Source organism: Prochlorococcus marinus str. GP2, assembly GCF_000759885.1.
Lineage (GTDB): Bacteria > Cyanobacteriota > Cyanobacteriia > PCC-6307 > Cyanobiaceae > Prochlorococcus_A > Prochlorococcus_A marinus_J.
On the sequence record NZ_JNAH01000003.1, the window covers coordinates 304,555 to 329,697 of the forward strand.

Annotated in this window: 41 protein-coding genes and 2 tRNA genes; 20 read left to right on the forward strand and 23 right to left on the reverse strand. The window is 28.9% G+C overall.

Annotated elements, in window-relative coordinates:
* On the reverse strand, nt 1-1,392 hold the full coding sequence (locus tag EU91_RS06000) for an aldehyde dehydrogenase family protein (protein WP_032524077.1): 1,392 nt from the start codon (nt 1,390-1,392) through the stop codon (nt 1-3).
* A gap of 156 nt (nt 1,393-1,548) precedes the next feature.
* On the opposite strand from EU91_RS06000, the gene EU91_RS05995 reads away from it, so the two are divergent.
* Entirely contained in the window at nt 1,549-2,439 is an 891-nt protein-coding gene (locus EU91_RS05995) for a GNAT family N-acetyltransferase (RefSeq protein WP_032524078.1), read from the forward strand.
* A 72-nt stretch (nt 2,440-2,511) separates the two neighbouring features.
* Here EU91_RS05995 and EU91_RS05990 read toward each other — a convergent pair whose 3' ends face one another.
* The gene (locus EU91_RS05990) at nt 2,512-2,760 is read right to left on the reverse strand and encodes a DUF3104 domain-containing protein (RefSeq protein ID WP_032524079.1); all 249 of its coding nucleotides are present in this window, start codon (nt 2,758-2,760) and stop codon (nt 2,512-2,514) included.
* A gap of 461 nt (nt 2,761-3,221) precedes the next feature.
* Nucleotides 3,222-3,359 (reverse strand): hypothetical protein, encoded by a 138-nt coding sequence (locus EU91_RS09265; RefSeq protein ID WP_002807298.1) that lies wholly within the window; start codon nt 3,357-3,359, stop codon nt 3,222-3,224.
* A gap of 365 nt (nt 3,360-3,724) precedes the next feature.
* Between EU91_RS09265 and EU91_RS05985 the strand changes: the two genes are divergently transcribed.
* Nucleotides 3,725-4,159 carry a hypothetical protein gene (locus tag EU91_RS05985; RefSeq protein WP_032524080.1) on the forward strand — a complete coding sequence of 145 codons (435 nt, stop codon included), beginning with the start codon at nt 3,725-3,727 and terminating at the stop codon, nt 4,157-4,159.
* Here EU91_RS05985 and EU91_RS05980 read toward each other — a convergent pair.
* A complete protein-coding gene (locus tag EU91_RS05980) occupies nt 4,156-4,665 on the reverse strand; it encodes an alternative oxidase (RefSeq protein ID WP_032524081.1) in 510 nt (169 codons plus the stop codon). The two genes, EU91_RS05985 and EU91_RS05980, sit on opposite strands and share 4 nt — an antisense overlap.
* Before the next feature lie 154 nt (nt 4,666-4,819).
* Between EU91_RS05980 and EU91_RS09270 the strand changes: the two genes are divergently transcribed.
* Nucleotides 4,820-4,960, forward strand: a complete 141-nt coding sequence (locus tag EU91_RS09270) for a hypothetical protein (RefSeq protein ID WP_193741586.1) — start codon at nt 4,820-4,822, stop codon at nt 4,958-4,960.
* A gap of 274 nt (nt 4,961-5,234) precedes the next feature.
* On the opposite strand, the gene EU91_RS05975 is transcribed toward EU91_RS09270, so the two are convergent.
* Entirely contained in the window at nt 5,235-5,543 is a 309-nt protein-coding gene (locus EU91_RS05975; protein ID WP_032524197.1) for a hypothetical protein, read from the reverse strand.
* 300 nt (nt 5,544-5,843) lie between these two features.
* Between EU91_RS05975 and EU91_RS05970 the strand changes: the two genes are divergently transcribed.
* Both EU91_RS05970 and EU91_RS05965 read left to right on the forward strand, forming a co-directional pair.
* Entirely contained in the window at nt 5,844-6,050 is a 207-nt protein-coding gene (locus EU91_RS05970) for a hypothetical protein (RefSeq protein WP_032524082.1), read from the forward strand.
* A 90-nt stretch (nt 6,051-6,140) separates the two neighbouring features.
* Nucleotides 6,141-6,431, forward strand: a complete 291-nt coding sequence (locus EU91_RS05965; protein ID WP_032524083.1) for a TIGR03894 family protein — start codon at nt 6,141-6,143, stop codon at nt 6,429-6,431.
* Nucleotides 6,432-6,442: 11 nt separating this feature from the next.
* Here the strand turns inward: EU91_RS05965 and EU91_RS05960 are convergent, their stop codons facing one another.
* Nucleotides 6,443-6,646 carry a hypothetical protein gene (locus tag EU91_RS05960; protein ID WP_025931386.1) on the reverse strand — a complete coding sequence of 68 codons (204 nt, stop codon included), beginning with the start codon at nt 6,644-6,646 and terminating at the stop codon, nt 6,443-6,445.
* Between the two features lie 117 nt (nt 6,647-6,763).
* Nucleotides 6,764-8,293, reverse strand: a complete 1,530-nt coding sequence (locus tag EU91_RS05955) for a phytoene desaturase family protein (RefSeq protein ID WP_032524084.1) — start codon at nt 8,291-8,293, stop codon at nt 6,764-6,766.
* Nucleotides 8,294-8,616: 323 nt separating this feature from the next.
* Here EU91_RS05955 and EU91_RS05950 point away from each other — a divergent pair, with 323 nt between their 5' ends.
* Nucleotides 8,617-9,102, forward strand: a complete 486-nt coding sequence (locus EU91_RS05950) for a hypothetical protein (RefSeq protein ID WP_032524086.1) — start codon at nt 8,617-8,619, stop codon at nt 9,100-9,102.
* A gap of 1 nt (nt 9,103) precedes the next feature.
* On the opposite strand, the gene EU91_RS05945 is transcribed toward EU91_RS05950, so the two are convergent.
* Nucleotides 9,104-9,319 (reverse strand): Nif11-like leader peptide family natural product precursor, encoded by a 216-nt coding sequence (locus EU91_RS05945; protein WP_011817836.1) that lies wholly within the window; start codon nt 9,317-9,319, stop codon nt 9,104-9,106.
* A gap of 90 nt (nt 9,320-9,409) precedes the next feature.
* On the opposite strand from EU91_RS05945, the gene EU91_RS05940 reads away from it, so the two are divergent.
* On the forward strand, nt 9,410-9,727 hold the full coding sequence (locus EU91_RS05940; RefSeq protein WP_032524087.1) for a hypothetical protein: 318 nt from the start codon (nt 9,410-9,412) through the stop codon (nt 9,725-9,727).
* An 11-nt stretch (nt 9,728-9,738) separates the two neighbouring features.
* Here EU91_RS05940 and EU91_RS05935 read toward each other — a convergent pair whose 3' ends face one another.
* Both EU91_RS05935 and EU91_RS05930 read right to left on the reverse strand, forming a co-directional pair.
* A complete protein-coding gene (locus EU91_RS05935) occupies nt 9,739-10,131 on the reverse strand; it encodes a hypothetical protein (RefSeq protein WP_032524088.1) in 393 nt (130 codons plus the stop codon).
* A 4-nt stretch (nt 10,132-10,135) separates the two neighbouring features.
* Complete coding sequence (locus EU91_RS05930) at nt 10,136-10,402, reverse strand: TatA/E family twin arginine-targeting protein translocase (protein ID WP_032524089.1); 267 nt, start codon at nt 10,400-10,402, stop codon at nt 10,136-10,138.
* Nucleotides 10,403-10,795: 393 nt separating this feature from the next.
* Between EU91_RS05930 and EU91_RS0108470 the strand changes: the two genes are divergently transcribed.
* The 3 genes from EU91_RS0108470 to EU91_RS05920 all read left to right on the forward strand — a co-directional run bounded on the left by EU91_RS0108470 (nt 10,796) and on the right by EU91_RS05920 (nt 12,127).
* Nucleotides 10,796-11,035 carry a hypothetical protein gene (locus tag EU91_RS0108470; protein WP_032524090.1) on the forward strand — a complete coding sequence of 80 codons (240 nt, stop codon included), beginning with the start codon at nt 10,796-10,798 and terminating at the stop codon, nt 11,033-11,035.
* Between the two features lie 302 nt (nt 11,036-11,337).
* On the forward strand, nt 11,338-11,787 hold the full coding sequence (locus EU91_RS05925) for a peroxiredoxin (protein ID WP_082303025.1): 450 nt from the start codon (nt 11,338-11,340) through the stop codon (nt 11,785-11,787).
* Nucleotides 11,788-11,854: 67 nt separating this feature from the next.
* A complete protein-coding gene (locus EU91_RS05920) occupies nt 11,855-12,127 on the forward strand; it encodes a small RNA NsiR4-regulated ssr1528 family protein (RefSeq protein ID WP_032524092.1) in 273 nt (90 codons plus the stop codon).
* Nucleotides 12,128-12,228: 101 nt separating this feature from the next.
* Here the strand turns inward: EU91_RS05920 and EU91_RS05915 are convergent, their stop codons facing one another.
* Nucleotides 12,229-12,573 carry a hypothetical protein gene (locus EU91_RS05915; protein ID WP_032524093.1) on the reverse strand — a complete coding sequence of 115 codons (345 nt, stop codon included), beginning with the start codon at nt 12,571-12,573 and terminating at the stop codon, nt 12,229-12,231.
* A 230-nt stretch (nt 12,574-12,803) separates the two neighbouring features.
* Complete coding sequence (locus EU91_RS05910; protein WP_012007144.1) at nt 12,804-13,040, reverse strand: hypothetical protein; 237 nt, start codon at nt 13,038-13,040, stop codon at nt 12,804-12,806.
* Nucleotides 13,041-13,243: 203 nt separating this feature from the next.
* Here EU91_RS05910 and arfB point away from each other — a divergent pair, with 203 nt between their 5' ends.
* Together arfB and EU91_RS0108475 are read left to right on the forward strand one after the other, a co-directional pair.
* Nucleotides 13,244-13,672 carry an alternative ribosome rescue aminoacyl-tRNA hydrolase ArfB gene (arfB, locus tag EU91_RS05905; RefSeq protein WP_032524094.1) on the forward strand — a complete coding sequence of 143 codons (429 nt, stop codon included), beginning with the start codon at nt 13,244-13,246 and terminating at the stop codon, nt 13,670-13,672.
* Between the two features lie 72 nt (nt 13,673-13,744).
* On the forward strand, nt 13,745-13,993 hold the full coding sequence (locus EU91_RS0108475; RefSeq protein WP_025891419.1) for a DUF1651 domain-containing protein: 249 nt from the start codon (nt 13,745-13,747) through the stop codon (nt 13,991-13,993).
* Between the two features lie 255 nt (nt 13,994-14,248).
* Here the strand turns inward: EU91_RS0108475 and EU91_RS05900 are convergent, their stop codons facing one another.
* Nucleotides 14,249-15,097, reverse strand: coding sequence for a CPBP family intramembrane glutamic endopeptidase (locus EU91_RS05900; RefSeq protein ID WP_241433920.1), 849 nt, complete (start codon nt 15,095-15,097; stop codon nt 14,249-14,251).
* Between the two features lie 29 nt (nt 15,098-15,126).
* On the reverse strand, nt 15,127-15,324 hold the full coding sequence (locus EU91_RS05895; RefSeq protein ID WP_032524095.1) for a hypothetical protein: 198 nt from the start codon (nt 15,322-15,324) through the stop codon (nt 15,127-15,129).
* Nucleotides 15,325-16,536: 1,212 nt separating this feature from the next.
* On the opposite strand from EU91_RS05895, the gene pip reads away from it, so the two are divergent.
* Entirely contained in the window at nt 16,537-17,487 is a 951-nt protein-coding gene (gene pip / locus EU91_RS05890) for a prolyl aminopeptidase (RefSeq protein WP_032524096.1), read from the forward strand.
* Nucleotides 17,488-17,510: 23 nt separating this feature from the next.
* On the opposite strand, the gene EU91_RS09275 is transcribed toward pip, so the two are convergent.
* Together EU91_RS09275 and EU91_RS05885 are read right to left on the reverse strand one after the other, a co-directional pair.
* On the reverse strand, nt 17,511-17,684 hold the full coding sequence (locus EU91_RS09275; protein WP_179850524.1) for a hypothetical protein: 174 nt from the start codon (nt 17,682-17,684) through the stop codon (nt 17,511-17,513).
* Between the two features lie 125 nt (nt 17,685-17,809).
* Nucleotides 17,810-19,306 carry an FAD-binding domain-containing protein gene (locus EU91_RS05885; RefSeq protein WP_032524097.1) on the reverse strand — a complete coding sequence of 499 codons (1,497 nt, stop codon included), beginning with the start codon at nt 19,304-19,306 and terminating at the stop codon, nt 17,810-17,812.
* An 86-nt stretch (nt 19,307-19,392) separates the two neighbouring features.
* Here EU91_RS05885 and EU91_RS05880 point away from each other — a divergent pair, with 86 nt between their 5' ends.
* Complete coding sequence (locus tag EU91_RS05880; protein ID WP_032524098.1) at nt 19,393-20,016, forward strand: TenA family protein; 624 nt, start codon at nt 19,393-19,395, stop codon at nt 20,014-20,016.
* Nucleotides 20,017-20,065: 49 nt separating this feature from the next.
* Entirely contained in the window at nt 20,066-20,845 is a 780-nt protein-coding gene (gene thiD, locus EU91_RS05875) for a bifunctional hydroxymethylpyrimidine kinase/phosphomethylpyrimidine kinase (RefSeq protein WP_032524099.1), read from the forward strand.
* 18 nt (nt 20,846-20,863) lie between these two features.
* On the opposite strand, the gene EU91_RS09170 is transcribed toward thiD, so the two are convergent.
* Nucleotides 20,864-21,049 carry a hypothetical protein gene (locus tag EU91_RS09170; protein ID WP_152556166.1) on the reverse strand — a complete coding sequence of 62 codons (186 nt, stop codon included), beginning with the start codon at nt 21,047-21,049 and terminating at the stop codon, nt 20,864-20,866.
* Between the two features lie 182 nt (nt 21,050-21,231).
* On the opposite strand from EU91_RS09170, the gene EU91_RS09280 reads away from it, so the two are divergent.
* The 3 genes from EU91_RS09280 to EU91_RS05865 all read left to right on the forward strand — a co-directional run bounded on the left by EU91_RS09280 (nt 21,232) and on the right by EU91_RS05865 (nt 22,361).
* Nucleotides 21,232-21,375: a hypothetical protein gene (locus EU91_RS09280; RefSeq protein ID WP_193741587.1), complete on the forward strand. Its 144-nt coding sequence runs from the start codon at nt 21,232-21,234 to the stop codon at nt 21,373-21,375.
* A 72-nt stretch (nt 21,376-21,447) separates the two neighbouring features.
* A complete protein-coding gene (locus tag EU91_RS05870; RefSeq protein WP_032524100.1) occupies nt 21,448-21,915 on the forward strand; it encodes a cupin domain-containing protein in 468 nt (155 codons plus the stop codon).
* 68 nt (nt 21,916-21,983) lie between these two features.
* Entirely contained in the window at nt 21,984-22,361 is a 378-nt protein-coding gene (locus tag EU91_RS05865; RefSeq protein ID WP_032524101.1) for a hypothetical protein, read from the forward strand.
* Nucleotides 22,362-22,397: 36 nt separating this feature from the next.
* On the opposite strand, the gene EU91_RS0108480 is transcribed toward EU91_RS05865, so the two are convergent.
* Nucleotides 22,398-22,580, reverse strand: coding sequence for a hypothetical protein (locus EU91_RS0108480; RefSeq protein ID WP_032524102.1), 183 nt, complete (start codon nt 22,578-22,580; stop codon nt 22,398-22,400).
* Between the two features lie 145 nt (nt 22,581-22,725).
* On the opposite strand from EU91_RS0108480, the gene EU91_RS09570 reads away from it, so the two are divergent.
* Both EU91_RS09570 and EU91_RS0108490 read left to right on the forward strand, forming a co-directional pair.
* On the forward strand, nt 22,726-22,869 hold the full coding sequence (locus tag EU91_RS09570) for a hypothetical protein (protein ID WP_241433921.1): 144 nt from the start codon (nt 22,726-22,728) through the stop codon (nt 22,867-22,869).
* A gap of 173 nt (nt 22,870-23,042) precedes the next feature.
* Nucleotides 23,043-23,327: a DUF3764 family protein gene (locus EU91_RS0108490; RefSeq protein WP_011817861.1), complete on the forward strand. Its 285-nt coding sequence runs from the start codon at nt 23,043-23,045 to the stop codon at nt 23,325-23,327.
* Nucleotides 23,328-24,066: 739 nt separating this feature from the next.
* Here EU91_RS0108490 and EU91_RS0108495 read toward each other — a convergent pair.
* The 5 genes from EU91_RS0108495 to EU91_RS05855 all read right to left on the reverse strand — a co-directional run bounded on the left by EU91_RS0108495 (nt 24,067) and on the right by EU91_RS05855 (nt 25,083).
* Nucleotides 24,067-24,252 (reverse strand): hypothetical protein, encoded by a 186-nt coding sequence (locus EU91_RS0108495; RefSeq protein WP_032524103.1) that lies wholly within the window; start codon nt 24,250-24,252, stop codon nt 24,067-24,069.
* Between the two features lie 28 nt (nt 24,253-24,280).
* The gene (locus EU91_RS09285) at nt 24,281-24,418 is read right to left on the reverse strand and encodes a hypothetical protein (protein ID WP_193741588.1); all 138 of its coding nucleotides are present in this window, start codon (nt 24,416-24,418) and stop codon (nt 24,281-24,283) included.
* A 224-nt stretch (nt 24,419-24,642) separates the two neighbouring features.
* Nucleotides 24,643-24,834, reverse strand: a complete 192-nt coding sequence (locus EU91_RS0108500) for a hypothetical protein (RefSeq protein ID WP_032524104.1) — start codon at nt 24,832-24,834, stop codon at nt 24,643-24,645.
* An 86-nt stretch (nt 24,835-24,920) separates the two neighbouring features.
* Nucleotides 24,921-24,992, reverse strand: a tRNA-Thr gene (locus EU91_RS05860).
* 9 nt (nt 24,993-25,001) lie between these two features.
* Nucleotides 25,002-25,083 (reverse strand) — tRNA-Tyr (locus tag EU91_RS05855).
* Nucleotides 25,084-25,143 lie beyond the last annotated feature (60 nt).

Consider the following 25,143-nt stretch of genomic DNA (forward strand, 5'->3'; position numbering starts at 1 on the left):
TTAAACTTGAAAAATAAACTTTAAAAATTTCATTACTCTTTCGTAGGGGGGATACCGCAGATTTGAATCAAATAAAAAACCTTTAAAAGTAATAGATTTTTGATTTGAAAAATTTCGAAACCCTTCTTCTCCATGAAATTTACCAAAACCACTTTGCCCAACACCTCCAAACGGTAAATTTGGAATAAGGACTGGCAACATCACATCATTTATACAAATTGTTCCTGAGCTGGTTACTTTTGAAATATGATTATGGATTTTCTTATTGCCTCCAAATAAGTAGATTGCTAATGGTTTTGATGTTTGACTAATCTGTTTTAAAGCTGATTCTTTATCATTTATTCCAATTACTGGGAGTAGTGAACTGAATAGTTCTTTCTGCAAAATATCTGTTTCGTTTAATTTACATCTCAAAATTGTGGGAGATATTTTCAACTTTTTTTTACTAAAAGTTCCCCCAAATAAAATTCTTTTTTCTTTTTTAAATTGTTTTAAAATTTCTACAGTTGATGTAAATTGCTTTTTCTCTAATTTTGATAAGTTTTCGGAAATAATTGGATTATCTCCGTAAAAACTTACTATGTATTTCTTTAATTTTTCTATAAAAATAGTTTCAATTTCTTTATCTACAAAGATATGATTCGGAGCTATGCAGGATTGACCAGAATTAAAAAATTTACCCCAAACAATTCTTTTAGCAGCAACATCTAAATTTGCATTTTTGAAAATAATTACAGGATTTGTTCCGCTTAACTCAAGAGTTAATGGAGTTAAGTTTTTTGAAGCTAATTTCATTATAAATTTTCCAGTTTCAGTACTTCCTGTAAAAAATATGTGGTCAAAATTTTGTTCAATTAATTGCATGGATTGTTTATAGTCACCCTCTACTGTCATTAGGACATCTTTACGGAAATATTTGGCAGTAAGCTTTTTAATAAGTTTTGAAGTCGCAGGACATTTCTCTGATGGTTTTATAACTGCGGTATTTCCGGCTGAGAAAATATTTACCAATGGCTTTAAAACATAAAGTAATGGATAATTATAAGGACCAAGAATTAAGACACACCCAAGAGGTTCATAAATAACTTTGGAGGATGATGGAAATAGATAAAAAGGTGTATCAATTTTTTTTGGTCGCATCCAAGAATTGAGCTTCTTTTTTATAAGTGAAATTTCTTCTTTCACTAATAGGATTTCTGAAAGCCCTTCAATTTCAGATTTACCTAAATCAACAAAAAGTGATTTTATTATTTCTTTTTTATTTTCATCCAAAAGTTTAGAAACTATATTTAGATTTTGTATCCGCCATTTTATATTTTCCGTTTTACCAGAGAGAACTGTATTTTTTAATTTATTAATGTCTTCTAAATGAAATTTACCAGAAATTTTCATTTTATTACTATGAATAGTATTAAATATATCAGAGGATAAATATTAAATAAGTAAGGTTTTTAGCCACTTAAATCAAAGTGAATGATTTATAAGAAATAATCAAATTTATTGATGTTGTCTTTAAAAATTCAAATTTTTCTTGGTTAGTATATTTTTATGAGAGAAAAATTTTCTATTAGATTGATATCTAAAAATGAAATACCAGACGTTACAAACTGGGCAAGGTTAGAAGGATTTTCTCCTGGAATGGATGACGTATCAATTTATAGAAATACAGATACACAAGGGGTATGGGTAGCTTGTCTCGACAATAATCCTATAGGTTCTATTGCGTGTATAAAATATAATTCCTCTTATGGTTTTATAGGTTTATTTATCGTTAAAAAAGAATTTCGAAATAATGGATATGGAGTGAGATTATGGAATCATGCCCTCGAATATTTGAAAAATGTTGATTGTATTGGTCTTGAGGCTGCCCCAGATAGATTGAATGATTACGCAAAGTGGGGGTTTAGAAAATCTTCTATTACAAATCGATGGAAATTAAATGGTTCTCATAATTTGCCATTGAGAAATTTCTATAAAGATCAATTTCATTCTTTTAAAGTTGTACCGGGTAATAAAATTTCCTCTGAAGCGGTCTTAATTTATGATGATCAAAGAGAACCTAGTCCCAGACCACATTTTCTAAATGACTGGTTGAAAAATTCTCATGGTAATGTCAGTGCAATTGTTGATAATAATGGGATGTGCCATGGATTTGGCAGAATAAGACCTTGTGTTTTGGAGGACAATAAGCAAGGCTGGAGAATCGGACCTCTTTTGGCGGATACCCCACCACTTGCTGAATTATTAATAAGGGATTTGGTTGGTGATTTAGATGCCCAAATCTTATTGGATTGCTCTAATCTGAATCCATATGCAAATTATCTTTTATCAAGTTTGGGATTTGAGGAAATATCAAAAACTTACAGAATGTATAAAGGCATTCAACCTCCCTGCCCAATGAATCAAGTATACGGACTTGCCTGCTTGGAACTGGGGTAATTCCCTTTAAAGCGAGCATTTTGCCTTTTGTTTCTGTAATACTGAAGAAAGTTTGTTTGATTATCCATAAGCTTAACTTTCAGAGGGTTTCAAAATTTTTTCTACAAGATCCGAGTTGATTATAGTGATCTCTCCATTATCAATATTGGCTACTTGAAACAAGGTCCATGAATTTGGATTTCTAGCTCCTCCAATACAGTCGATAACTTGACCGACCCAATAATTTTTATTCTTTACGTTAGTATTTTCGCAATTTTCTTTTTTAATTGCGACATAATCACCAGGCCTAACGAAAAGAAACTCAGGGGTTGCTGAGCTCACAATAAATAACTTATAGTATAAACGTACTATAGTAAGTTATTAGTTTTGTTGCCGAACTTTGAGTTATTTAGCAAACTAGGGGTAATTTAAAAAAAAAATGGAATCGACTGAAATTGTTATATTTTCAACATTATTGGGGTTAATTTTAGCTTTAACTGACGCTTATATAGAAAGAAATATTCCTGGATAATATTTCAAATTAATCTCTTAAATCAAATAAGATTTAAGCTGATCTAATATGTCGGCACGGTTGGAAACTAATTTTGTAAAGACTAAATATATCAACCCTCCCATTGCGAGCCTTCCATTAATTTTCTCTAACATTTTAAGTTTTCTAAACAAATTACTTTTGCAATTAAACAAAATTTAAAGGGTATAGAAAATAAAAAAGTATTGATTAATTCAAAATTAAAAAAAAATTAAAAAATTTATAGAAATATTATTTCAAATACAAATTAAATTTAAAGCCAAGCTTCTTTCATCTCAAGATAAAGCCTCTCGCTCTCAGCAGAATTAATTTTGCTGTCCGAATAGGATTGTTGCTGTTGCTGTTGCTGCTGCTGAGTTGAGTTAGTATTAGGATTTTGGACTTCGCTCATTAGAGGAACTTAATAATTGTGTTTATTCTCTCATATTTATAGCTTTTTTTGTCAAATTAAATTCTTAAATTTTATTTAAATTTTCTATGTTTTTAATTTCCCTGCTTTGAGTGGAGTTATTTCGCGACAGTAGTTTTGGCATATAGGAATTTAACTTCCCAATATACAATTCCTAGGAAGATAGCACTTGCAATAATAATTTCAGAAATGGCTAACATTTTATTTTTCAATACTAATTTAATTTTGGTATCAATTTACACAGAATGCAATAGGTACTAATTACATTTAAGATTTTAAAAAATCTTATTTAATAAAAAAACGCGTCGAAATAATATAAAATTTTAATTTAGATACATATTCTTTTCGTGAGAAATTTCATAAATTCAACGACTCTAATACCTTTAATACCTTTAGTAACCTCGTTATTTATTTTTATTTTATTGGTAAGTTTTAATAGAACACTTAACAGGTTAACAAAACCAGTTAGTGCACTGGTTGCATTATCTTTATTAAGTTCTGCTTTTATAAGCTTATTTGACTATTTTAAGAAAATAGAAGAAGAATTAGTTTTATTTGAATTTCTTAAATTTTTTGAAGAAAAAAATTTAGTTTTACATCTCAATTTATTAAATGAAAAAATTATAATTTTTTTCTCATTAATAATGATATTAATTATTGGAATATCTTTTTATAAATTGCCTAGAAAAAAAGGTTATGTCTCATTAATGATTAGTCTAGGATTAATATCTTCTTCGGTGATGCTCTCAATATTGCTAATAGATTTCTCAGCACTAATCTAAACTGTAGTAAGCATTGACAAAGCTTCGTTAAGTTCTTGGACATGATTTAATTCATCTTGAGCAATTTCTTTTATTTTTTGATCATTTGGATTATGTATTAAATATTTGGAATAAGTTTCAAATGCATGCTCTTCGATTTTTATGTTGACATCATAAGCATTAGCTGGAGAGAAAAAATAATAAAAAACCATGATCCAGTAATAGACAAGCACAAGGTGTCTCGCAAAAAATCTATCAATCCAGAACCTATCTCCTCCTCTTTTTTCCATTTCTTTAAGATGCTCAGTTTCGTTAATAGCTTGATAAAAATGTTCTTTCATTAAAATCATTGTTTTTTCATTTTTAATTCCAAGGGATTCTTTAAAATGAAGAACTGAAAGAAATGCAAAATAAGGTGATCTAGCTATTACTTCTAAAACCCAAAATCTCTGCAAAGATCTACCAGAGTATATAAAGTCTAAGAAGTTAACTGTACTATTCAAAATCAAAGAATTGAATTTCTTCATAAATTACGTTTTCTTTAAGTATAATTACTCAACAGTTTAAGGACTATAAAGTATTTAATTAATTAACCAAAAATTAATATTTATGGACTAAAAATTGATACTTCCATTGAAATATTTTTTTTTCATGCATTAATTGGATAGATAAAAATTTTATATGACAAATACTGAAAAAATTGCAAATGCCAAAAAGAGGATTGATGAATTAGAAAGACTTATAAAATATTGGAATGATTTAGACCATGATGAGGCAAAAACAGTAAATTTTACAAGGATCATTGAAAATATAGTCGCTTAGATTGTGATGATTAAGGCTGATTAACTTTTATCTACTTAAAGTGATTTAATATCTTTGAGGTTTCGAATATTATTTAAATTTTAAATAGAGCAATTAAACCTATTCTCAAAAACGGCGAGTAAGAAATAGTCTAAAAGAAAATTCTATATGAAAAGCTTTTCAAAAAAATATCTAGTTCCGATTAAATTTATACCATGGGTTTTTTGGGTATTTATATCTTTTATGAGCATATATTTGTGTAAGATAGCCTGGGTAAGTTGAATAATTAATGAATCTAGCTTTTCCTTAGCCAACCAGGAGCACCGCCAAACCAATCCGATATATCATCTTCATTTGGGTTGAAATGATTTTCTTTATCTAGTCCATCTATCCCAAACGACTGTAAGAGGTTATCAATCCCCCCATCATTTTTTGTCCCATTCCTTCTAAAGCTGTTAGCTTTTTTCAGCCAAAGTGAAATTGTCGAATTATAGTGCGCAAATTTCTCAACATATATCCTTTCTTCCAATGTAATTGATTGATCTCGAGCAATTCTTTTAATTATTCCTTGAATCTTTTGTCTTTTTTGATTACTAAGAAGCATTTTTGAAAAGTTCATTAAACCTTTTATAGGAGGGATTATTAAAAATATCTTGTCAATGTTAATTTCAACAAATTCACTATTTTAAAAGGGTTTTTAGAAAGAAAAGTCTTAAGACACTAAAAAAAAGGATCAAAAAGTTATGAACGATACTTTTATTCATTTATGAAACTTATAAATCCTACAAATTAGATAAAAAAAATCAATCCACCCTCAAAAGAGACTTTAAAATTAAGATATTAGAAGAAACTGTTGCACTATAGTAAATCCGTACTATTATTAGTACAGATGTATTATTACAATATGAAAGTGATCCCATCTTCTCCTTATGCCCCTTTTAATTCAAAAGAATGGAATTTCCTAATAAGCAAAAATGCAAAGTTTGAAAATACTCCAATAAAGATTCAAAAAAAATTTTATAGAACTTTTACTCTTAAAAAGATTGAAAAAAATGAACTTTTGAAAGAGAAGAATGAATTGCATCAACAAATGCAACTTTTATTCGGATAGAAAAATATTAAGTAACAATCTTTTTATTGAATATTATTTTACGAGATCCAATTTTTTGTTAGATTAGTAGAAATATAAAAAGGATTTAATTTGGCTGTAGATCGAGAACTTTTAAAAGAAGTTACCCAAGAACTTTGGAATACCGTAAAAAAACTAAGACCTGAAATAGATCGGCAAACTCGACTTCAATTAGTTTTAAAGGCCTTACTAACTATTGGAGATTTGCCAGATCAAATGCAAGCTGCCATGGTAGTAGGAGTTTGCGCAGAATTGGATAAGAGTGATATTGATAATGACGAAACAAATTCACAAACGAGTGATTCAAGCGGAGTTGATACTTCTACAGGTAGAAAAGTAGTTAGAAGAAGTTCAGCTAAATAAAACTTTAACTATCAGCCTTTAATTTTCTTTGATTCGTTTTTATTAAGTCTGTTGAATAGATAATATGAAATTACAAGTAAGAGAGGAACAAATATTGAATGTAATGTCATCATTAATTCTGTTTGGCCCATTCCTATAAGATTTGACTCGCTTGGAAGTTGTTCTGACCAAGTGCCAACTAAATGCCAGGCTTGAGGAATTGATAAGAAAAACATATAAGAGCTATAAGTTAAGTTTATGTTCAGATAAAGATTATCATTATTGAACGTTTTTGCTTTCTTTATTCTTATTTCTTAACTAACTGTTTGTGTAGTTATGAAAAAGAACTTGATTCATAAATTTATTTTCTTAAGAAGAGTTTTAAATTCTTTTTTACCAATAATTTTTTCAGCTGCGTAAGCACCACTTGCTGAAACAGCAGGAATTCCAATACCTGGAAATGTACTTGCCCCGCAAGTAAATAGATTTTTCACTGGAGTTTTGCAGCCAGGGAAAAGACCTTTTGCTGCAGATAATGCAGGGCCGTAACTACCGCAATAGGTATTGGTGAATTTTTTATGAGTGATTGGTGTTCCTAGCATCTTTAAATCAATCCTTTCATCTATATCAGGGATGAATTTTCGCACTGCATTAAGGAATATTGAACATCTTTCTTCTTTCAAATTTCTATATTCTAATTCCTTTGGATTTAGGTTTTCCCAAATTTCCCAAGGTTCATTTGCTGGAGTATATCCATGAAGAACATGTTTCCCTTTAGGAGCCATATTTTTATCTAAAACAGATGGGATTGAAAATACAGCTATATTTCTTTCTGCGGTTATACCTTTTTCCCACTCATCAACATGTATCGCATGTATTGGCAAATCTTTAAGACCATCAGCATCAAAACCTAAATGTATATGAAGGAAAGAATCACATTTATTTGGGTTCAAAACCTTTGTATTCCATTTTTTTGAAATTTCATTTGGAATTAACTTTTTTAAATTCCAAACATCAGTATTAGTGACGATAGATTCACACCTATAACTCTCACCATTATTAAGGGTTATACCTGTCGCTAAATTTTTATTGAAGTTAATTGTCTTTACTCTCGAAGAGAGAATTAATTCTCCTCCATTTTTTTTAAATCCATTAATTAAGGCTTTTACAATAGAATCACTACCACCTTTAGGGTATTCAAGGTATGAATCTGGTTCAAACCATTCGTTAAATAAAGTAGCCATTGCAGCTGTATTTGTATCATGCATTGACATACCACTTATCAAAAAGCTCAATAAATCAACCCAATTTCTGAGAAAAGGATCCTCTAGATGATTATTAACTAAATTCCCAAAGCCTTTATTAATTTTTGGTATTTGATTGATATTAGGTAAAAATTTTGAGGTTAAATTTATTAGATCTAAGAAATTTATTGATTCGGGAGAAAATGAGAGTAAAGGTATTTCATTTATTATTTTGCTAAGAGGTTTTATTCCGGAAATAAATGATTCCCATTCTTTAACAGATTTCTCACCTCTTAAAGTTTTAATTGTTTGTTTAAAGGGTTCTTCCCCTACATCAAGAATAAAATTGCCTTCTGGGACAATTACTTGCCAACCTTTGTATTGAAATAGTTCAACTTCTTCATCAAGTAATTTAAGAATTTGCCCAAGGGGATTAGTTGTCGGCCATTTACCAATTCCACTCCACAATGAAGGTCCTGATTCGAAAGTGTAACCTTTTCTTTTAAAACTGTGAGCAACACCTCCCGGCTGGGTATGTGCTTCACACATAAGAACTGTTTTGCCTGATAAAGCGAGGATCGAACCACAACATAATCCACCTATTCCACTACCAACTATTACAACATCGAACTTCTTCATTAATTATTTATTTTACTCTTCTCGTAGAACTAATGCTTTTTAGACAAATGTATTAGTTGAAGTTGTAATACTTAGAACAACAGCAAGGAAAAATATGTAAGGGACAGCTTTTAGGGGTATGTATCCTTGGCTTTTTGAGATGAAATCCATTAATTTAGTTACTTTATGTAAATATATTAACGAGATCTTGTTCCTTATGTGTGCCAAAAAATTATTTTTTTGGAAATATATTGAAACAAAGAAATCTTTTTGGGGAGATTTTTTAACTCAGAACATTTTTTATGAAGTTATCTTAGTATTTGATTCTTAGATTAAAGTCTATTATGAAATACTTTCCTGATATTAATGAGATAAAACTATTAGAAAAAAATTCCCAAAAAAATGGTAGCGGAATTGTATATGAGGAATTATTAGGAATATGGAAGTTTAAGTATGTATGGGGAAAGGAGTCAGATGAAATCAAAAATATATCCAGTTCGATTCTCCAAGTATTGTCGGCAAGACTCGAATTGAAAAGTAAAAATAAAGAGGATCAAATAAATTATGAAATAAAAAATTCAATTAATTTCGGATTATTAAATATTACTTTTATAGGCAGCGCAGAATTAAAAGGGATTAGACCTTTATTGGCTTTCTATTTTGAAGAATTGAAAATTAGTATTAGTAGTTTTCCTATATTTAATAAGGAATTAAAAAAACCAGAAGATAAAAAAATGCCTTTTTTCTCACTTGTAGGAATTAGCACTAAAGATAATTGGTTATGTGCTCGAGGCAGGGGTGGAGGGCTTGCAATATGGGTGAAGTCTTAATTTAGTGGTATTCCCCTGGATGATCTACCTTTCTTACGGTAACTTTATCAACTTTTTGGCCATTAAATCTTAAGAGATCATCTCCTGAAAAGTCATAACCTAAGCGTTGTCCTATTAGGGCTACATCATCTGCTGTAGAGGATGTCGTAACCTGCTTTTTTAATTCTTCATCAGATTGCATCTTAATTAAAAATTTTCTTATTTCAGAAAAACTCATTACTAGAATTTGATTGATTGATGTAAAAAATTTATAAAAATCTTTTTCTTAGTAAGAACAAGATAAATAGAAAATTATTATACTATTTTTATGACTTACTTATTCCTTTATATAATTGGCATTATTTTAATTTGGTGGATATATCGTGTTGGTTGGCTTCAGGCGCTCAAAACAGTAGTTAAAGTTTTAGTACCCTCAGCGCTCATAATCTTGTTTAACATTAAAGCTGGAAGATTACTTTTTAAAAGTCCTGTAGTCGGTTTATTAAGCGCTTTGCCTACTTCTATTTTTATTTTTAGAGGTTCATTGCCTCTAGTTAGTTATATAAATAACTGGATTGAAAAAAAAATAAATAAATATGATGATTCGGAGGTTATAGATACTGATTCTGTGCCTTTAGATGATTAATTAAAGTTAATTCAATCAAAGCCAAGAAATAATTCTTTGTGTACAACAAGAACATCAAATAAAGTTGTTCCATGAATAGGACTTAATGGAATTTTGTCTATATTTAATGCCTCTGCGCAAATTAAATGAGCATCCCATTTTGTATCGTGATCACTAATTTTAATTGACCACTCAATCACTTTGTTGAAATGATCTGGCATCTCTGAACCAATTTTTCTGCAAATTTGACATAGAACTGACAAAAGAGGAGGCTTTGATGGCCTTTTTAAATCTTTAATAAGACTTGGCTGTGTAAAAACGCTTGTATAGCGGATGTAGTCTATTAATTCATATTCTTCTTTAGTAAGAGCTGCCTTATCTAATGCTCTTTCAAATTCGTCTAAGGGGGTTATGGGCCTATCCAAGATATTAGTTGTTGCTGTTTTCTGAATCTATTTTTTCTTGATTAATTTTATTTGTTTGATTGTTTTCTATAGATTTAGGAGATTCCTCTTTATCTTCTTCTTTCATCACTTGATCGATTTCATTTTGAAATTCGTTCGATGCTTTTTTAAGACTTTTTAAAGTTTTGCCAAGCTGTTTTCCTAATTCTGGAAGCTTTTTTGGACCAAAGATTAAAAGAGCTAAGATCAGTATTACAGTAACTTCAGGCAAACCTACACCAAAAATATTCATAGCTGATAACTATTTAACTTATGAGAAAATCTATTATTAAATATAGTCAAAACACGTAAAAATTTCATTCTTGAAATAGCTTTATTAATATTAAAAAATTTTGAAAAATATTATTGTTATTAATACTCCTTTAAAGAAAACTAACCAAAGTAATTGATAATCACTCAATTTGAATTTTTTTTGGTACCAATTTATAAGAGTTTTATGTTTATCTATTAATTTTCTCATTTTTACCAAGATTATTTATCATTATCACATATTTTATTTTAATTTCTTTTATTATTGTTTTATATAATTCCTAGAGTTAATTCAAATTGAATTATTCTATTAAATTTTATTCTTTTTCTAAATTATTGAAACTATTAGCTAAATATCTAATTTCTTTTAAAAAAAATGAAGTATTTATTTGTTGTTTTTTACCTAAATTTTCTGATTTATCCAGCTGAAGCCGTTACCACAAAAATGTTTAAAGTATTGGATACCTGCGCAAGATATCGACTTGGTGAGATTGATACTAATGAGGCCATAGAAAAACTAAAATTAAAATTAACGAATTCTTCCATTAATCAGCCAAAGGACTTAGTAAGAGAATACTGCTCAGTATTTACTCCAAATGAAAAAATTGAATTTTAATCTTAGTAATACATAATCTAATTATTCTTTGTTGAACAATCTTTAACTTTGTTTCGTATTTCTTTAACTTTTTTAAAATTAGTTATTTTTAAATTAAAAATAACTCCCAAAAAAAGAATAAGAAACAAAAAAATATAAACTATTAATTCCATAACACTGAATCAATAAATTCAGCCTAGTTTATTTCAATAATTTTTTAGTATCTTTTAAAACAAAAAAACTGACTTTAATATCAGTTATTTAATTTAAGGCCACAAAAAAAACATATTAACCTTTAATATGGAATTTTATAAACAATAATTGTGCAGATTGGAGATAAAATTCCAGAATTTTCTTTACTGGATCAAAATGGAGTTCAAAGATCAAATAAGGGATTAAAAAATCCCCTTGTTTTGTTTTTTTATCCTAAAGATGATACGCCGGGTTGCACTATAGAAGTTTGCGGATTTAGAGATAAATATGACTTATTTAAAGTATTAGGTGCGCAAGTTTGGGGAGTAAGTAATGGAAGTACCTCAAGTCATTTGGCATTTGCTAATAAAAATAAATTACAATATCCATTACTTTGCGACATAAATGACTCTCTTAGAAAAACTTTTAAAGTTCCTAAAGTATTAGGTTTTATGGATGGTAGGGTAACTTACGTTATTGATCGCAAAGGGACAGTTAGGCATATTTTTAGAGATTTATTGAATGGTCCTGAACACATTAAAGAGGCTATTAGAGTACTTAAGGAAATTCAAAATCAATAAATTATTATTTAAAGAATTTTAGATTAATAACTTTTGTTTTATTATTGTTTCAGCTTTTTTTTAATATATGAAGAAAATGGGAATGCAGGCTGTTGATCTTGCTATTGAAAATGGAGTGGATCTTGACGGTACTCCAATACCTCAAAAAATGCTAAATCTATATAATAGAATTATGGATGAGGAGAATAAAAGACAAAGGAGTGGTGTTAAAAAATCAATGAGAAATAGATGCGTCAAAACGGGTTCTAAGCATTTTGATAAAGAAACTTTGAATCAATTATTAATAGACTCGGGATGGGAAGGTCTTAAAGAAAAGGAAATTTTATTTTTTTATAACTAAAAAAAATCTTTTAATTATCTTTAAAATAATTTATGGTAATTATTTTTTAAATTAAGAAACTGAGAATTAATTAAATATTTTTTTAGATCTAATTTATTGAATTATTTAAACCATCCTTTTTTTTCAGAGGAAATTATTTTCTCTTTTTCAGCTTTTGTTTTATTACTTGATTTTTTGAAAGCCAAGTTAGCTTCTATAACGGTAACTATTGATATGAAAAAAAGACCAGAAATGCCAATTATTTGTTCATTTTGAGAGGGTTCTGAATCTCCTTGTAAAAAAATACCTAAAGCGAACCATGCAGTACTAGCAGTGATGGTAAAAAAATAGGGTTTCCATCTTCTTTGATATAAGTAACCCGATCCTAAACCAGGAAGAAAATTTAAAAAAGATGCTACCCACCCTTTTGAAGATGCAAGTATTTCGTCTCTTGAGGGATAAGACATTTATTTTAGGTATTTATTAAATGCGAATTTATATAAGCAAAGGATATTGCTGCACAAATTACCCAACTAAAGGGTAAGAACATTCTTATTTTTTCTTTATTGTTATTCATTTTTTAATTATGGAAAATATTTTTAAAATCTGTGGATTTAATATATCCCTGAAAACTATAAGAATTAAAAAAAGACGGTTTTTAACCGTCTTTTAAAAAAGTAATTTCTCTAAAAATAAATTATTTATCTTTTGAGGCTGAGAGTACTTTAAGTTCTTTTTTTACTTCTTTTTCTCTCTCTTCAAGATGTTTTAGTTGAGCTTTAAAAGCATCTTCAAGTCTTACTTTTTGTGTTGTAATTTCATCAAGCTCTTCTTGATGTTGGTTTTTCTTTAACTCCTTCATTTCACTATCGGAAATAACATATACAGGGCGATATGAAGGTGTTTCAAAAAGAAGATCAAACATTGAATACATAAGTGACCTTTGAATTAGTACAAGTTCAATATCTGATAATTCTTTGAAATATTAAAGGATAAATACCGTAGATATTGATACGGCAAATACACCGAACTTCGGTTTACCTAACACAACCGCCCAGTATTTACCGATCGAATTTTAAGGTATGTTTTAAAGTATTAAGGAGATGATTATAAAATTTAAATCAAAAAGAACTAAAAATGGATTTAAAAATTTCTAAAACATTAGTAATCCCCTCCAACGAAATTAAGTGGCGCTTTTCCAGATCCTCCGGTCCTGGAGGGCAAAATGTAAATAAAATTGAAAGCAGAGTAGAGATTATTTTTGATTTAGAAGATTCCAAAGTATTAAATGATTATCAGAAAGAAATTCTTAAGAGAAACTTGAAAAACAAATTAGTAAATAATAGCTTACGTTTAGTAGTTCAAGAACATAGAAATCAATTATTAAATAGGCAGCTAGCTTTAATGAAATTTAGTTCAATAATAAAAAATGCTTTAAATAAACCTTTTAAATTAAGAAAATCTACACAACCCACTAAAGCATCACAAAAGAAAAGAGTTGAGGTTAAGAAGAAACGTGGCGAATTGAAAAAAAGTAGACAAAAAGAAAAAATATATCAAATATGAATAAACTAAATAAATATTTCCCTCGCAAATTGTAATGGAAGCATATTATTAATTTAATTTCATTTTGGCTTTTTGAATACAACTAATGATTTCTGGTTAATTGACTCTAATTTTGTAGGGGTGATGCGTTTCTATAAAGATAGAGATAATTCTGATAAATCTATTGATTATATGTTTATTGAAGAAGGAATTATTATGGGAATTCATGGAGAAAATCCTCCATTAATGAAAACTAGAAAAAAAATTGTTATTGAAGAAGCAAGATTATTATGGCAAAAATTGTTAAATGAAGGTTGGCAAAAAACTAATAAAAAATGGTGAGTTAATTTTACAAAAACTTTTTTTAATTTCAGAAAATAAATGAACCTTTAGGGTATAGCCTGGAAATCTTTTTCTGCTGTAAATATTTCTTTTTTTTGATGTCGTTTTCATATCTTCTCAACATCATTAGATAGTTTGTAACTCCAAAAATTATTAAAAACACAATAAACCTTATTCCTGCTTCAAAGTTCATATGAATATTAAGCTTTATTTTAATTTGGCAATTACTAATCGAAAATCAATCCGTATTTATATCTAATTAAAACGTCTCGTGAAAATCTTTTTTAATTTTACTGTATAAAAAATACATAAAAAAAGTAATATTAAAATTGCACTAAAGCTTCCGATTGGGTTCGGAACATTTTCTGTGAAAGGCCCTGCTAAAAAAGAAGGTGTATTTTCTTTGAATTCTATTAATCCGTTATTTAATAAAAACCAAATGCCCACAAGTCCTCCATGAATTCCTATGCAATTCCATAAAGAACCTTTATCTCTAATTTTTACTAATGATAGAAATATCCCAAGTAAAATAAATCCCAAACGTAATCCTGCTATGTTCCAAAAGATCTCATTTGATAAATTATGAACGAAGCTAAAAATCATAGCTTGCAAAGCTATTGATATTTTTGTGCCATATTCAAATTTTAATTCTTCTAATAACCAGCCTCTAAAAATTATTTCCTCTGCGAATCCAACACCTAATCCCAGTAAAATAGAATTTAACAATATTATTGGCGAGAATTCACCTATCCATGAAATATAATTTTTTTGCAATAGTGGTACCAGAATTATAATTATTAAAACTAAAGCAAATAAAATACCTTGAGAAAAATTGACAATGTTTTTTAAGAATTTGTCTTTTGTTATCCCAAGAAGTATCCAAGCACTTGATTTGTTTCGTTTGATATAAAACCAATATGGAAGTAAAAGGATAAAAAGAAAGAAAGTAATAATAGTACCAATTAAGGATAAATTTTCTTTTTCAAAATTAAATAATAAAAGTGGCTGAGATAAAGCCCAGCCAATGCCATAAAGAATAGGAATAAAAAATATAGTGGATAAAAATCTTGGTCTTAAGAGAAAAAAACTTCTAATTAATATCATTACATTTTTCATTTTAGTTTGAATATTAATTAACCCCAACCTTTGCCTTTTATTATTCTAACCACTTGTTCAAAAAGTTTTAGCCTTTTCTTTTTACTATAGTTTATGTTTTTTGAAAGAATAGATAAATCTTTATAAAATTGCCGAGTTATTTTATCTTCTTTATCGCTAGGCCATAGTAAGTTTGAGCCTTCTTCATATTCTTCTTTATATCTCTCTTTAATCAAATGTTTTTTTATATCGTAATAATTTAAATTTTACTTATTGCAAATGCTTAAAAGTGATGTTTATTAAATTTGTGTATTTATTTAAAATTTATGCTGATTAATCTTTCAACTTTAATTTTTACATTATTATCTCCATTGCTTATTTTGGCAGTAATAGTATCTGTTTACTTATTTCATTAGGAAGTATTTATCAAATAAACTTAATTAATTTAAGGGTGTATTATACCTACTTTTTCTAATACAAATGACAAAACTGCAATTACCGCCATTAGTGTTAAGATCTTGTTCTTTTTGATGAAATCCATAATCAATATTAATAATCTATTTATCAAATTCTTAATATAGAATAATAAATAATTTAAGATCATTATATCAATTACGATGGAGCAAATATATTTAGGAGATTTAATTCCCTCAATAGCTTCTTCTAAAAAGATTATTAAAAAATATGATAAAGGTATAAAAGAGGGGGAATTTTATGAAAAACTAATGGCCTAGATTTTAATTACTTTGATTGGTAAATATGCTTACTACAAAAATAACTTTTGCCTTAGCAGATTGGATTAGAGAGTGACGTAAGTGCCTTGATAAGAATCCTTCTATTGATGAGTATATAAAATTTGTTGAGTGGAAATTGGAAGATTATAAAGTTTCTGAAAGTGATAAAAGAATAATTGAATCTATTTTGCTCTATGAATCTGAATAACTAAGTACTATAGACTTTAATTTTTATATTTATCAATAAAAAACAAAGGGTCATTAAAATCCTCTTACAAATCAAGACAAAAGTAAATCAGCATATTTACGGATTTACTGAACATATAAAAAGGAGTAATTTATAAATGTTGAGTTCGGAGGCAATCTAAATGATTGATAGTCCGCCTGAAATTTAGCAAATTCCAAAATATAGGAAGCGTATTCCTGAGAATGGGATTATTCGAAAATTAAAGTTCAATCAATTAGTCTGATAAGACTTCGCTTTATAATTACTAGCGATAACAGGAACTGAAATTATCGAGAGAAATCCCCGAATTCACGTATTATAGGTTTATGAGTAAATAGACTTTAAAATATGTAATTTTATATCCTGTTAGAAGGAAATTAAATATTAAAAAGGACTGTACAACCAGTCCTTTTTTTTTACAAATTACTTCTAAACTAGACTTCTTTTTGGATAATATAGATAAATAAAGTGATTAAAAATATTTCAAAATGAAAGATCAAGTCTTATTTCCGAAAATTGAAGTATGTGAAAAGGGTTTTTTAAAAGTAAGTGATATTCATACTATTTATTGGGAAAGATCTGGTAATCCAAAAGGCAAAAAAATTCTTGTTATTCATGGAGGTCCAGGAGGAGGAAGTCAACCAAGATACAGAAGATACTTTGACCCAGATAAATTCGATATTATTCAATTTGACCAAAGAGGTTGCGGTTCTTCAACTCCTTTCTCCGAATTAAAAGAAAATACGACCAATCATTTAGTTGATGACATTGAGAAATTAAGGATCCTTTTAAAAATAGATACTTGGCATTTGTTTGGTGGATCCTGGGGCTCAACACTTTCACTTATATATGCAATTAAAAATCCCTCAAGAGTTAGGAGCTTAACTTTGCGAGGAATATTTTTATGTAGAAAGTTTGAATTATTGTGGTTCTATCAATATGGTGCAAGTGAGATATTCCCCGATGAATTTGAAGAATATATTTCTGTAATACCAAAAGCAGAAAGAAATGATTTAATAAGTTCTTTTTATAAATATCTAACATCATCAGATGCAAATCTTAGATCAAAAGCAGCGGCAGCTTGGACAAAATGGGAACTCTCAACAAGTCATTTAATAAATAAAAAATTTGATTTTGATAAGTCTGAAGTTAATTCTTTTTCAGATGCCTTTGCAAGGATCGAATGTCATTATTTTATTAATAATATTTTCTTAGAGGATGATTTTATTTTGAAAAATATAAAAACAATAGAATCGATTCCAACAAAAATAATTCAGGGTAGGTATGACGTAGTATGTCCTGTTAGGAGCGCTTGGGATCTAAATAAAAAATTAAAGAATTCTGAATTAATTATTGTTGATGATGCTGGTCATTCAATGAGTGAAAAAGGTATTACTATCGAACTAATAAAAGCTGTAAAAGGAATTCAAAATCTTTAAAAGAGAGAATATTCCTTTAAAAATTAAAGGCCATTATCTTCAATATTTTGTGCAATACTCCTAAGAAGTTCGACGATATCAGAATCTTCGCATTTAGTATCTTCTTTGAGCAAAATGCACTCGTCTCTAATGCTTACATTAGTACTCCACCATATACCTGAACTATTGGTATCGTCCCATTCAAATCTTTCAGACATGATTAATAAAATCTATTAAATACATTAAAGCTTCCAATACTTCATCGTGGATTTATATATTAAATTTCAAAATTAAGAAATTTTCCTATGCGCAAAAAGAATCTGGAAATTTCTGAAAATAAAATTTAGAAATCTAATTTCAGTTCGTATTGCTTTTCCTTTGCCTTAGAAACAATTTTTTTATTATTTATATTTTTTCTAAGCCTTTTTCTAGAACCATGCTTTAAATAAATCTCTTCTGAGATATCCCAATATCCATCCTTTTTAGTGATTTCCTGAATTTTCTTCTTTGCAGTTTTAGTGCTATTTGGGATGTCAATTATTGGTCTTATGTAATTAATTTGTTCATATTCTTCTTGATTAAATCTAGATAATAGCCATGGTTCATGAATGAAATTAGGTGATATATCATTTAATTCTGGTATCCATTTTTTTATAAATTTTCCTTGAGGATCATGATCTTTTCCCTGCTTAATAGGATTATAAATTCTATTGGTATTTATAGATGTAGTTCCAGATTGCATTTGGCATTGATTCCAATGTATTCCAGGCTCATAATCTACAAATTTATTTGCTAATTCAGAACCTGAATCTTGCCATGGTAGCCATAAATTATAGCTAGCAAAAGACATTAACATCGCTCGCATCCTGAAGTTAATCCATCCATTGAAATTTAATGAACGCATACATGCATCTATAAAAGGAAAGCCAGTATTACCTGAACTCCATGAATAAAGTAATTCATTATTTTTTTCTCTAATATTTTTAAAAAAAGGATGGTATTCCCTAAACTCTAGTTCTGGTTCACTTTCAAGTTTCTGAATAAAATGACAATGCCAAGTTAATCTGCTTTTTAACATCCTGGAATTATTGTTTTTTGATAAATTTGCCTTTTCAAAAATTTCTTTTAATGAAATGCATCCCCAACAAATATATGGGGATAGTCTTGTACAACTATCAAATGATTTTTCTGGGCTAGATATATCTTTTGAATAAGAATCTAATTTATTACTAAAGAAGTATTGCATTCTCTCTAAACCTTTCTTTCTTCCTCCTTGCATTCTTCCTGGACAAGTTTCTTTTTTAAAGTTAAAAATTTCGTCTGAAGGTATTTCTCCAATATTAAAGTTAATAGAATTAATTCTTAATGGAGCTTTAAGTAAGTTTTTTTCGGAATTTTTTTGCCACTTTTTAGACCAATCATTCCTATCTAAATTTCCTCTAAAAACTGAAAATTGTAGAAATTCATTCCAAATAATATTTTTGCTTAAAACCCATTCTCTTACTTTTTGATCTCTTTTATATGTAAGCCAATCTCCGGTTTCTTGATGGCTATATATACCTTTGATTTTAAATTTTGAACTAATTTCATCAAAAATATTAATAACATTTCCAGTTCTAATAATTAATGGTTGTCCGATCTCAGTAAGTGCATTCCTTAAATCTATTAAACTTTCTTTGCAAAATTGCCATTGTCTATGTGAATGAGTATTTTGGCTCCAAATATCTAGCTCAATAATGTAAATAGGTAAAATATCACAATCTTTTGTAGCCTCACAAAGAGCTTCGTTATCATAAATTCTTAAATCTTTCTTAAACCATATGATATTTATTTCTTTCATAATTTTTTCTTTTAATCTTAGAAAAATAAGATTAAGTTTGTAGGTAAAAAATATAAAAAATTTTAGAATAACTAAAAATCAAAAAAATGAAAATAACAAAAAAACTTTGGGAGGATAATTATGAGATTGCTTTACTAAGTTTAAATACAAAATTTGTACAAGGTTTAAAGAATGGAAGTCTCCCTAAAAAAATATTTCAAGAATATTTAGCTCAAGATTATTTCTTTTTAGAGACTTTTGCTAAGGCATATGGCCTTGCAGTTTCTAAATCAAAAGATAAGTATTCAATAAGAAAGTTGAGTGAACTTTTAATGGGCGTTTCAGAGGAGTTAATACTTCATGAAACTTATGCGAAAGAATGGGATATTGATTTATCTAATAACTATATAAAAAAAGCTACTAAAAATTATACTGATTTTCTTGATGATACTTCCAAAAGACTTAGTTCCGTTGAAATAATGTTTGCAATGACTCCATGTATGCGACTTTATTCTTGGATAGGTAAAAGTTTGTATAAGGAGGCGTTTGACATTAAATATAAAGAATGGATTATTACATACTCTGATGTGAGCTTTGAAAAACTAGCAGAATCACTTGAAAATCTTATTGAGACCAATAAAGAAACATATGATATTAATCAGGCCAAATATTTATACAAAAGAGCTATGGAATTGGAATTAGATTTTTTTAATGCATATTCAGATTTCTGATTTAAATTAAAATTTATTTATAGTACTTTCAAAAACGAGTTAATAAATTATGTATTCTAAAATTGCACTTTCAATAGGCGGTAGTGACTCTGGGGGTGGAGCAGGCATACAGGCTGACTTGAGAACTTTCATGGCCCTTAAAGTACATGGATGTTCTGTTATTACATGTATTACCGCACAAAATAGTATAGAGGTTACATGCGTTCAACCAGTAGAGAAGAATACTTTATTAAATCAGTTAGATACTTTATTTGCTGATTTTGTTATTGATGCCTTAAAGACTGGAATGTTATTAAATGAAAGGATAATTAATGATACTGCTTCAAAATTAAATACATACAAAATAACCAAAATTATTGACCCTGTAATGGTTACAAGAACTGGTTCTAAATTACTGGAAGATTCTGCTATTAATGCTTATAAAAAACTCTTATTACCAATTGCTGATTTGGTAACACCAAATATTTATGAAGCAAATCTACTTTCTGGTTTAGCAATAAGGAGTAAAGAAGATATCGAAAATTCAGCAAGAAAAATTATTGGTCTTGGAGCTAAAGCGGTACTTATAAAAGGTGGAGGTTTAACAGATATGAAAGGGAAGGATTTTTTCCTTGACTTAAATGGTAGAAAAGAGTGGCTATTTAATAATTTTATAAATACAAAGAATACCCACGGTAGTGGTTGTACTTTGAGTGCTGCTATTTGTGGTTATAAGGCTTTAGGTTTTGATCTATTTGATTCCATACAAAAAGCGAAATTATTTGTTGAGAAATCTTTAGACAATTCTTATAAAATAGGATCTGGCCCTGGTCCCTTAGGCCATCATTAATTATTTATAGAAGTGGAATTAGAACCACCATTTTCTGTAGGGCTTTTTTAAAAATAAGATTTCTTCAGTCTCCCATCCCCCCTCCAACCACTCAAGATGCTCAAGTAATAAAGACTCACTTTCGCTTTTGCTTAATTGCCCAATTCTATTAGCAATACCATCAAACCTTACTTTCATCAATTCCTCAATCTTGATGTTATTCATAGGTTAAATAATAAATTTTTTCTACTCTTACTTGTATACATTTTCTTGTCAACGATTTAATTTTATTTGTTTACTAGCAGTTCTTAAATATGTATTAAATACAACTTTTTAAAATAGATAGTAATTAAGACTTATTCACATAGATTTAATTAAAGACTAATTTATATAAAAATACTTTAACCATGAATAAAGAAGAAACAGCAAAGCAAAAAACTATTTTAAATGTAGGCTATTGTGAAACGACCTCTGAATGGCTTGATAGAATCATTACTGAACTGGCAGATGAAAAGAAAAATTTTGTAGATTTGTCAGTTATTTGTGCTTAATTTTTTAGAAAATATAGTTTATTTTCAGTTTGCTTTTAAGTATAAGAGAAATTAAAAATATAGTTTTGTGATGTGAATCCTAATAAAAAAAACATAGAAATCATTAAACAATTCAATTTATCTCCTCATCCTGAGGGTGGATGGTTTAGAGAGATAATAAGGAGTAAGAATTCTCTAATAAGGGAAGATGGCCAAAGTAGAAACTTTATTACGGGAATTTATTATCTTTTGGAGAGAGATGCAAAAAGTGCTTGGCACAGAGTAAAAAATGCTGATGAGATTTGGATTTATTTAAGGGGCGATCCTCTGAATTTATGGTGCCTAGATAATGATAATAAGTTAATAAGAAATTTAATATTAGATTCCAATAATCCAGTAGAAATGATCCCATCTGGATATTGGCAAGCTGCAAAAAGTACAGGCGAATTTACTTTAGTGAGTTGTTGTGTTGGCCCGGGCTTTGATTTTAAGGATTTTGAATTACTCAGAAATACAAATCATACTTCTAGATTGGATAAAGCAATTAATGATCTTATTTGAGAAATTTTTTGTTTATATTTTTAAAGAATCCTCTAGATTGATAAGGCTACTCAATAAATCTATATTTAATGAATCAAAATTCTATCAAAACAATTGGTATTAATGATGAACCAAGAAAAGATTCACACTTAGTATATATAAATCAGGCTGATGGATTAAAAGGCATCCTTAATAGGGATTTTGATGAATGGTCTAATTTTGATACTTGGGAAAGTATTTCAGTTCAGCAATGGATTTTTTCTAGAGCTTTGGAGGTTCTCAGAGGTAAGGAAATTGATATTAAATGCGATTGTTGTGAAAATAATGATTTAATCTCAAATGATTTTGAGAGTATAAAAAAAGAAAAATGCTTTGGTAAAAAAAGTGCTTACATGATTGAAAAAGTTGTAGATGAAATTGTATTAGCTAAAGCACGAAGAGAAAGTGATGGAACATATTCTGCGTAAGATTCATAACTATCTATGGAGTGAAAAATCTTTTACTTACCAGTGAAAATTATCAGAAGAACCAATCGTTAAATTTCTAGTGGAAATCTTATGGAACTTAAAGTGTACCGAATCACTGAACTCCTTTTCATCTGAGTAATTCACAAGATCCAATGGGTCGATGTTTTCATCGAACCATGCATCATATTCAATATAGTTTGGTTCAGCAAAATAACTCATATCTAATAAATAGCTGGTAAAAAACGTATAAACGGTACATGCGATACCAAATTAAAATTCTTAATTTTTAGATAATTTCTATTTTTAACTTGTTCTTCTTGAATTTAAGGTTTGAAAAGCTGAAAAATGGTGGGAAACAGCTTATGTGGCAATGTCACCAGGTGGTGGATTGGATGATGCGGTAGCAATTACTAAAGAAAAAGGATTTTTTAACCACTCTGCAAATGCCGTAACTAAAACTGGTCCTGTATATTTTTTTTTGGGAAGTAAAAGAAGGTATTTCTGCTGAAGATTTTCAGGAGTTTATAGATGGCCCCTCAGTTCTAGGTTCGGATAAGATACATTGATTAATATCTATAAACCAATTGGTACATCATTAATGAATGGAAAAACACCATATTCTCCAGTTTTTTCTTGATTATTGACAGTCGATTTAAAATAAATAGCAATTAGCTTGTTTTTATGACTATTGAAACTACTGTTTTCACCTTTAAACTTTCAAATACATTTGAGGAATGGGTAAAAATGTTTGATAGTCCAGAGATAGATGCATTTCATAAAACGGTAGGACTTACTCCTTTATATCGTGGTAAAAGTTTAATTGATCCAAAAGAAGTTATTGTTATTCATCAAGCTGAAGAAGGTGTTGCCAAGCATGTTTTTTCAGATCCTGAAACCATTAAAAATATAGAATCTGGAGGACATATTTATAGCACAACGAAAATCACAAGTTGGGTTTCTGATTAGTTGAAAAACTAACTATGCAAACATATATAAGTTTAATGCCAACAGGAGTTCCATATAAGATCTTTAAAACAAAATTAGGATATAGCCTTGTTTAAGGATTAGAGTATTAACTAATTAATTTGGCTAAATTATTAATAAGAATCTGAGTACTAGAGGTAACCATAGACATAGAAGAAGCATTAGCAAAAGAGTAATGGCATGGATATTTGGAATGTATTGCTCTTTAAAAATTTGAGTTTTCATGATTTATCTCGCCTTCTTAAGTTTGATTTCTCTTCTGATTAGCAAAGCAATAACTATAACACACATGTTCATTAGAAATACGTCTAATGGCATTTAATAAAAAAGTCTCTAATCAATTAATAGCAAGATTATTGATTTACGAATCAGGAAATGATTATTAATGTTTATTGGCTTAATAAAATGAATTTAAAAATTAAATTTATGCTTAGATATCTCAGTTCTCTTAACTATATAAAAGGCTTATTCAGACACAAGAATAGTAATAGGCGGTTTAGCTCATGTACCTGTTCTTATTTTTATAGCTAATTTTATTAAAGGTGAGTTTGGAATTAAAACTGAAAAGACAAAAAATACTGTAGTTAAAGGAAAGTCCGTTAAAATTATTGAGGTAAAAGATACTGTAGTTAAATAAGGAAAAGCAGAAGCTTAGAAGGTTGATTAGGTTTATGAAAAGGTAAAGAAGAGAAAGAAAGATAAGAAGAAGAAAAAAAAATCACTAAATTGAGATCCTATCAAGCATCAATACATCTTGAGCTTGGATTGTATCTCTCTTATCTTCGTCTTCGGGATCTTTATAAGATTCAATTTCAGCTTGAATTTTTCTCTTGTAAACTCCTTTGATATAGTCCATTTCTCTTTTGTTTTTGTCTAGAATTGAGAATGGTGATCTTTTAAAATTCATAACTTTCTCCTAAATAAATAAAATTTAATCAGCTCCAGTTTTTATCAGATTCAACAAAGCTATCCAATGTTTGCTGATTTCTGATTTCTTCCTCAAGAAGTTCTTCTTCTGATCTTTCTTCAATCTCAGATTTAAAATCTTCTTTTAGTTTGGATTTGGTAGACATTTGCTCATGACGACTACATCTATGTTCTAACTAGTTAGAGAGGCCATTCGACTAATAAGCATGTACGGTTTGAGGTACTCCCATATACGGATAAAGGATCAACAATTCAATTTAAATATGGGTAAAATGTGAGGAAATTTATCAATTTTTGCCTTTAAGAATCATCAATAAAGGTAGACCAATAAGCATCAAACTCCCATCAATTAATAAAAAAGTATTCAGGTTCATTTATCCATTCCTTCGAGGATATCCCAATTGGGGGATATTCCTTTTTTAATTGGTTGATTTTTTATATCATCCATCTCATTTCTGATTTTGTTGTAGTAAGCCAACTCTTCTGGATTATCAGAACCAAGACCATAATTCATGGTTGCTGCAATATATATTTTGTGCATCCGGTAATACGATAGTGCCATTAATAAAGACAAACTATTTAGAATATATTTGAATTCTATTTAAAGTGCTGATCTACGAGATCAGTTATATTAATCAATTGCTCAAGTGCCCTCGTCGGGACTTGAACCCGAGACCTCTCCCTTACCAAGGGAGTGCTCTACCGCTGAGCTACAAGGGCAATTTAAAGTGGGCCGGGTTGGATTTGAACCAACGTAGGCAGAGCCAGCGGATTTACAGTCCGCCCCCTTTAACCACTCGGGCACCGACCCCCACTATTTGAACTTATCAGTTAATGGACACTTTGTGTGAAATTGTTTTGGTTTTTTTGT

What these genes read in the sequence shown, in the direction of transcription:
- EU91_RS06000 (WP_032524077.1), bottom strand. Translation starts at nt 1,392, where the DNA reads ATGAAAATTTCTGGTAAATTTCATTTAGAAGACATTAATAAATTAAAA.
- EU91_RS05995 (WP_032524078.1), top strand. Translation starts at nt 1,549, where the DNA reads ATGAGAGAAAAATTTTCTATTAGATTGATATCTAAAAATGAAATACCA.
- EU91_RS09265 (WP_002807298.1), bottom strand. Translation starts at nt 3,359, where the DNA reads ATGAGCGAAGTCCAAAATCCTAATACTAACTCAACTCAGCAGCAGCAA.
- EU91_RS05980 (WP_032524081.1), bottom strand. Translation starts at nt 4,665, where the DNA reads ATGAAGAAATTCAATTCTTTGATTTTGAATAGTACAGTTAACTTCTTA.
- EU91_RS09270 (WP_193741586.1), top strand. Translation starts at nt 4,820, where the DNA reads ATGACAAATACTGAAAAAATTGCAAATGCCAAAAAGAGGATTGATGAA.
- EU91_RS05975 (WP_032524197.1), bottom strand. Translation starts at nt 5,543, where the DNA reads ATGCTTCTTAGTAATCAAAAAAGACAAAAGATTCAAGGAATAATTAAA.
- EU91_RS05970 (WP_032524082.1), top strand. Translation starts at nt 5,844, where the DNA reads ATGAAAGTGATCCCATCTTCTCCTTATGCCCCTTTTAATTCAAAAGAA.
- EU91_RS05960 (WP_025931386.1), bottom strand. Translation starts at nt 6,646, where the DNA reads ATGTTTTTCTTATCAATTCCTCAAGCCTGGCATTTAGTTGGCACTTGG.
- EU91_RS05955 (WP_032524084.1), bottom strand. Translation starts at nt 8,293, where the DNA reads ATGAAGAAGTTCGATGTTGTAATAGTTGGTAGTGGAATAGGTGGATTA.
- EU91_RS05950 (WP_032524086.1), top strand. Translation starts at nt 8,617, where the DNA reads ATGAAATACTTTCCTGATATTAATGAGATAAAACTATTAGAAAAAAAT.
- EU91_RS05945 (WP_011817836.1), bottom strand. Translation starts at nt 9,319, where the DNA reads ATGAGTTTTTCTGAAATAAGAAAATTTTTAATTAAGATGCAATCTGAT.
- EU91_RS05940 (WP_032524087.1), top strand. Translation starts at nt 9,410, where the DNA reads ATGACTTACTTATTCCTTTATATAATTGGCATTATTTTAATTTGGTGG.
- EU91_RS05930 (WP_032524089.1), bottom strand. Translation starts at nt 10,402, where the DNA reads ATGAATATTTTTGGTGTAGGTTTGCCTGAAGTTACTGTAATACTGATC.
- EU91_RS0108470 (WP_032524090.1), top strand. Translation starts at nt 10,796, where the DNA reads ATGAAGTATTTATTTGTTGTTTTTTACCTAAATTTTCTGATTTATCCA.
- EU91_RS05920 (WP_032524092.1), top strand. Translation starts at nt 11,855, where the DNA reads ATGAAGAAAATGGGAATGCAGGCTGTTGATCTTGCTATTGAAAATGGA.
- EU91_RS05915 (WP_032524093.1), bottom strand. Translation starts at nt 12,573, where the DNA reads ATGTCTTATCCCTCAAGAGACGAAATACTTGCATCTTCAAAAGGGTGG.
- EU91_RS05910 (WP_012007144.1), bottom strand. Translation starts at nt 13,040, where the DNA reads ATGTATTCAATGTTTGATCTTCTTTTTGAAACACCTTCATATCGCCCT.
- arfB (WP_032524094.1), top strand. Translation starts at nt 13,244, where the DNA reads ATGGATTTAAAAATTTCTAAAACATTAGTAATCCCCTCCAACGAAATT.
- EU91_RS05900 (WP_241433920.1), bottom strand. Translation starts at nt 15,097, where the DNA reads ATGATATTAATTAGAAGTTTTTTTCTCTTAAGACCAAGATTTTTATCC.
- pip (WP_032524096.1), top strand. Translation starts at nt 16,537, where the DNA reads ATGAAAGATCAAGTCTTATTTCCGAAAATTGAAGTATGTGAAAAGGGT.
- EU91_RS09275 (WP_179850524.1), bottom strand. Translation starts at nt 17,684, where the DNA reads ATGTCTGAAAGATTTGAATGGGACGATACCAATAGTTCAGGTATATGG.
- EU91_RS05885 (WP_032524097.1), bottom strand. Translation starts at nt 19,306, where the DNA reads ATGAAAGAAATAAATATCATATGGTTTAAGAAAGATTTAAGAATTTAT.
- EU91_RS05880 (WP_032524098.1), top strand. Translation starts at nt 19,393, where the DNA reads ATGAAAATAACAAAAAAACTTTGGGAGGATAATTATGAGATTGCTTTA.
- thiD (WP_032524099.1), top strand. Translation starts at nt 20,066, where the DNA reads ATGTATTCTAAAATTGCACTTTCAATAGGCGGTAGTGACTCTGGGGGT.
- EU91_RS09170 (WP_152556166.1), bottom strand. Translation starts at nt 21,049, where the DNA reads ATGAATAACATCAAGATTGAGGAATTGATGAAAGTAAGGTTTGATGGT.
- EU91_RS09280 (WP_193741587.1), top strand. Translation starts at nt 21,232, where the DNA reads ATGAATAAAGAAGAAACAGCAAAGCAAAAAACTATTTTAAATGTAGGC.
- EU91_RS05865 (WP_032524101.1), top strand. Translation starts at nt 21,984, where the DNA reads ATGAATCAAAATTCTATCAAAACAATTGGTATTAATGATGAACCAAGA.
- EU91_RS0108480 (WP_032524102.1), bottom strand. Translation starts at nt 22,580, where the DNA reads ATGAGTTATTTTGCTGAACCAAACTATATTGAATATGATGCATGGTTC.
- EU91_RS0108490 (WP_011817861.1), top strand. Translation starts at nt 23,043, where the DNA reads ATGACTATTGAAACTACTGTTTTCACCTTTAAACTTTCAAATACATTT.
- EU91_RS0108495 (WP_032524103.1), bottom strand. Translation starts at nt 24,252, where the DNA reads ATGAATTTTAAAAGATCACCATTCTCAATTCTAGACAAAAACAAAAGA.
- EU91_RS09285 (WP_193741588.1), bottom strand. Translation starts at nt 24,418, where the DNA reads ATGTCTACCAAATCCAAACTAAAAGAAGATTTTAAATCTGAGATTGAA.
- EU91_RS0108500 (WP_032524104.1), bottom strand. Translation starts at nt 24,834, where the DNA reads ATGGCACTATCGTATTACCGGATGCACAAAATATATATTGCAGCAACC.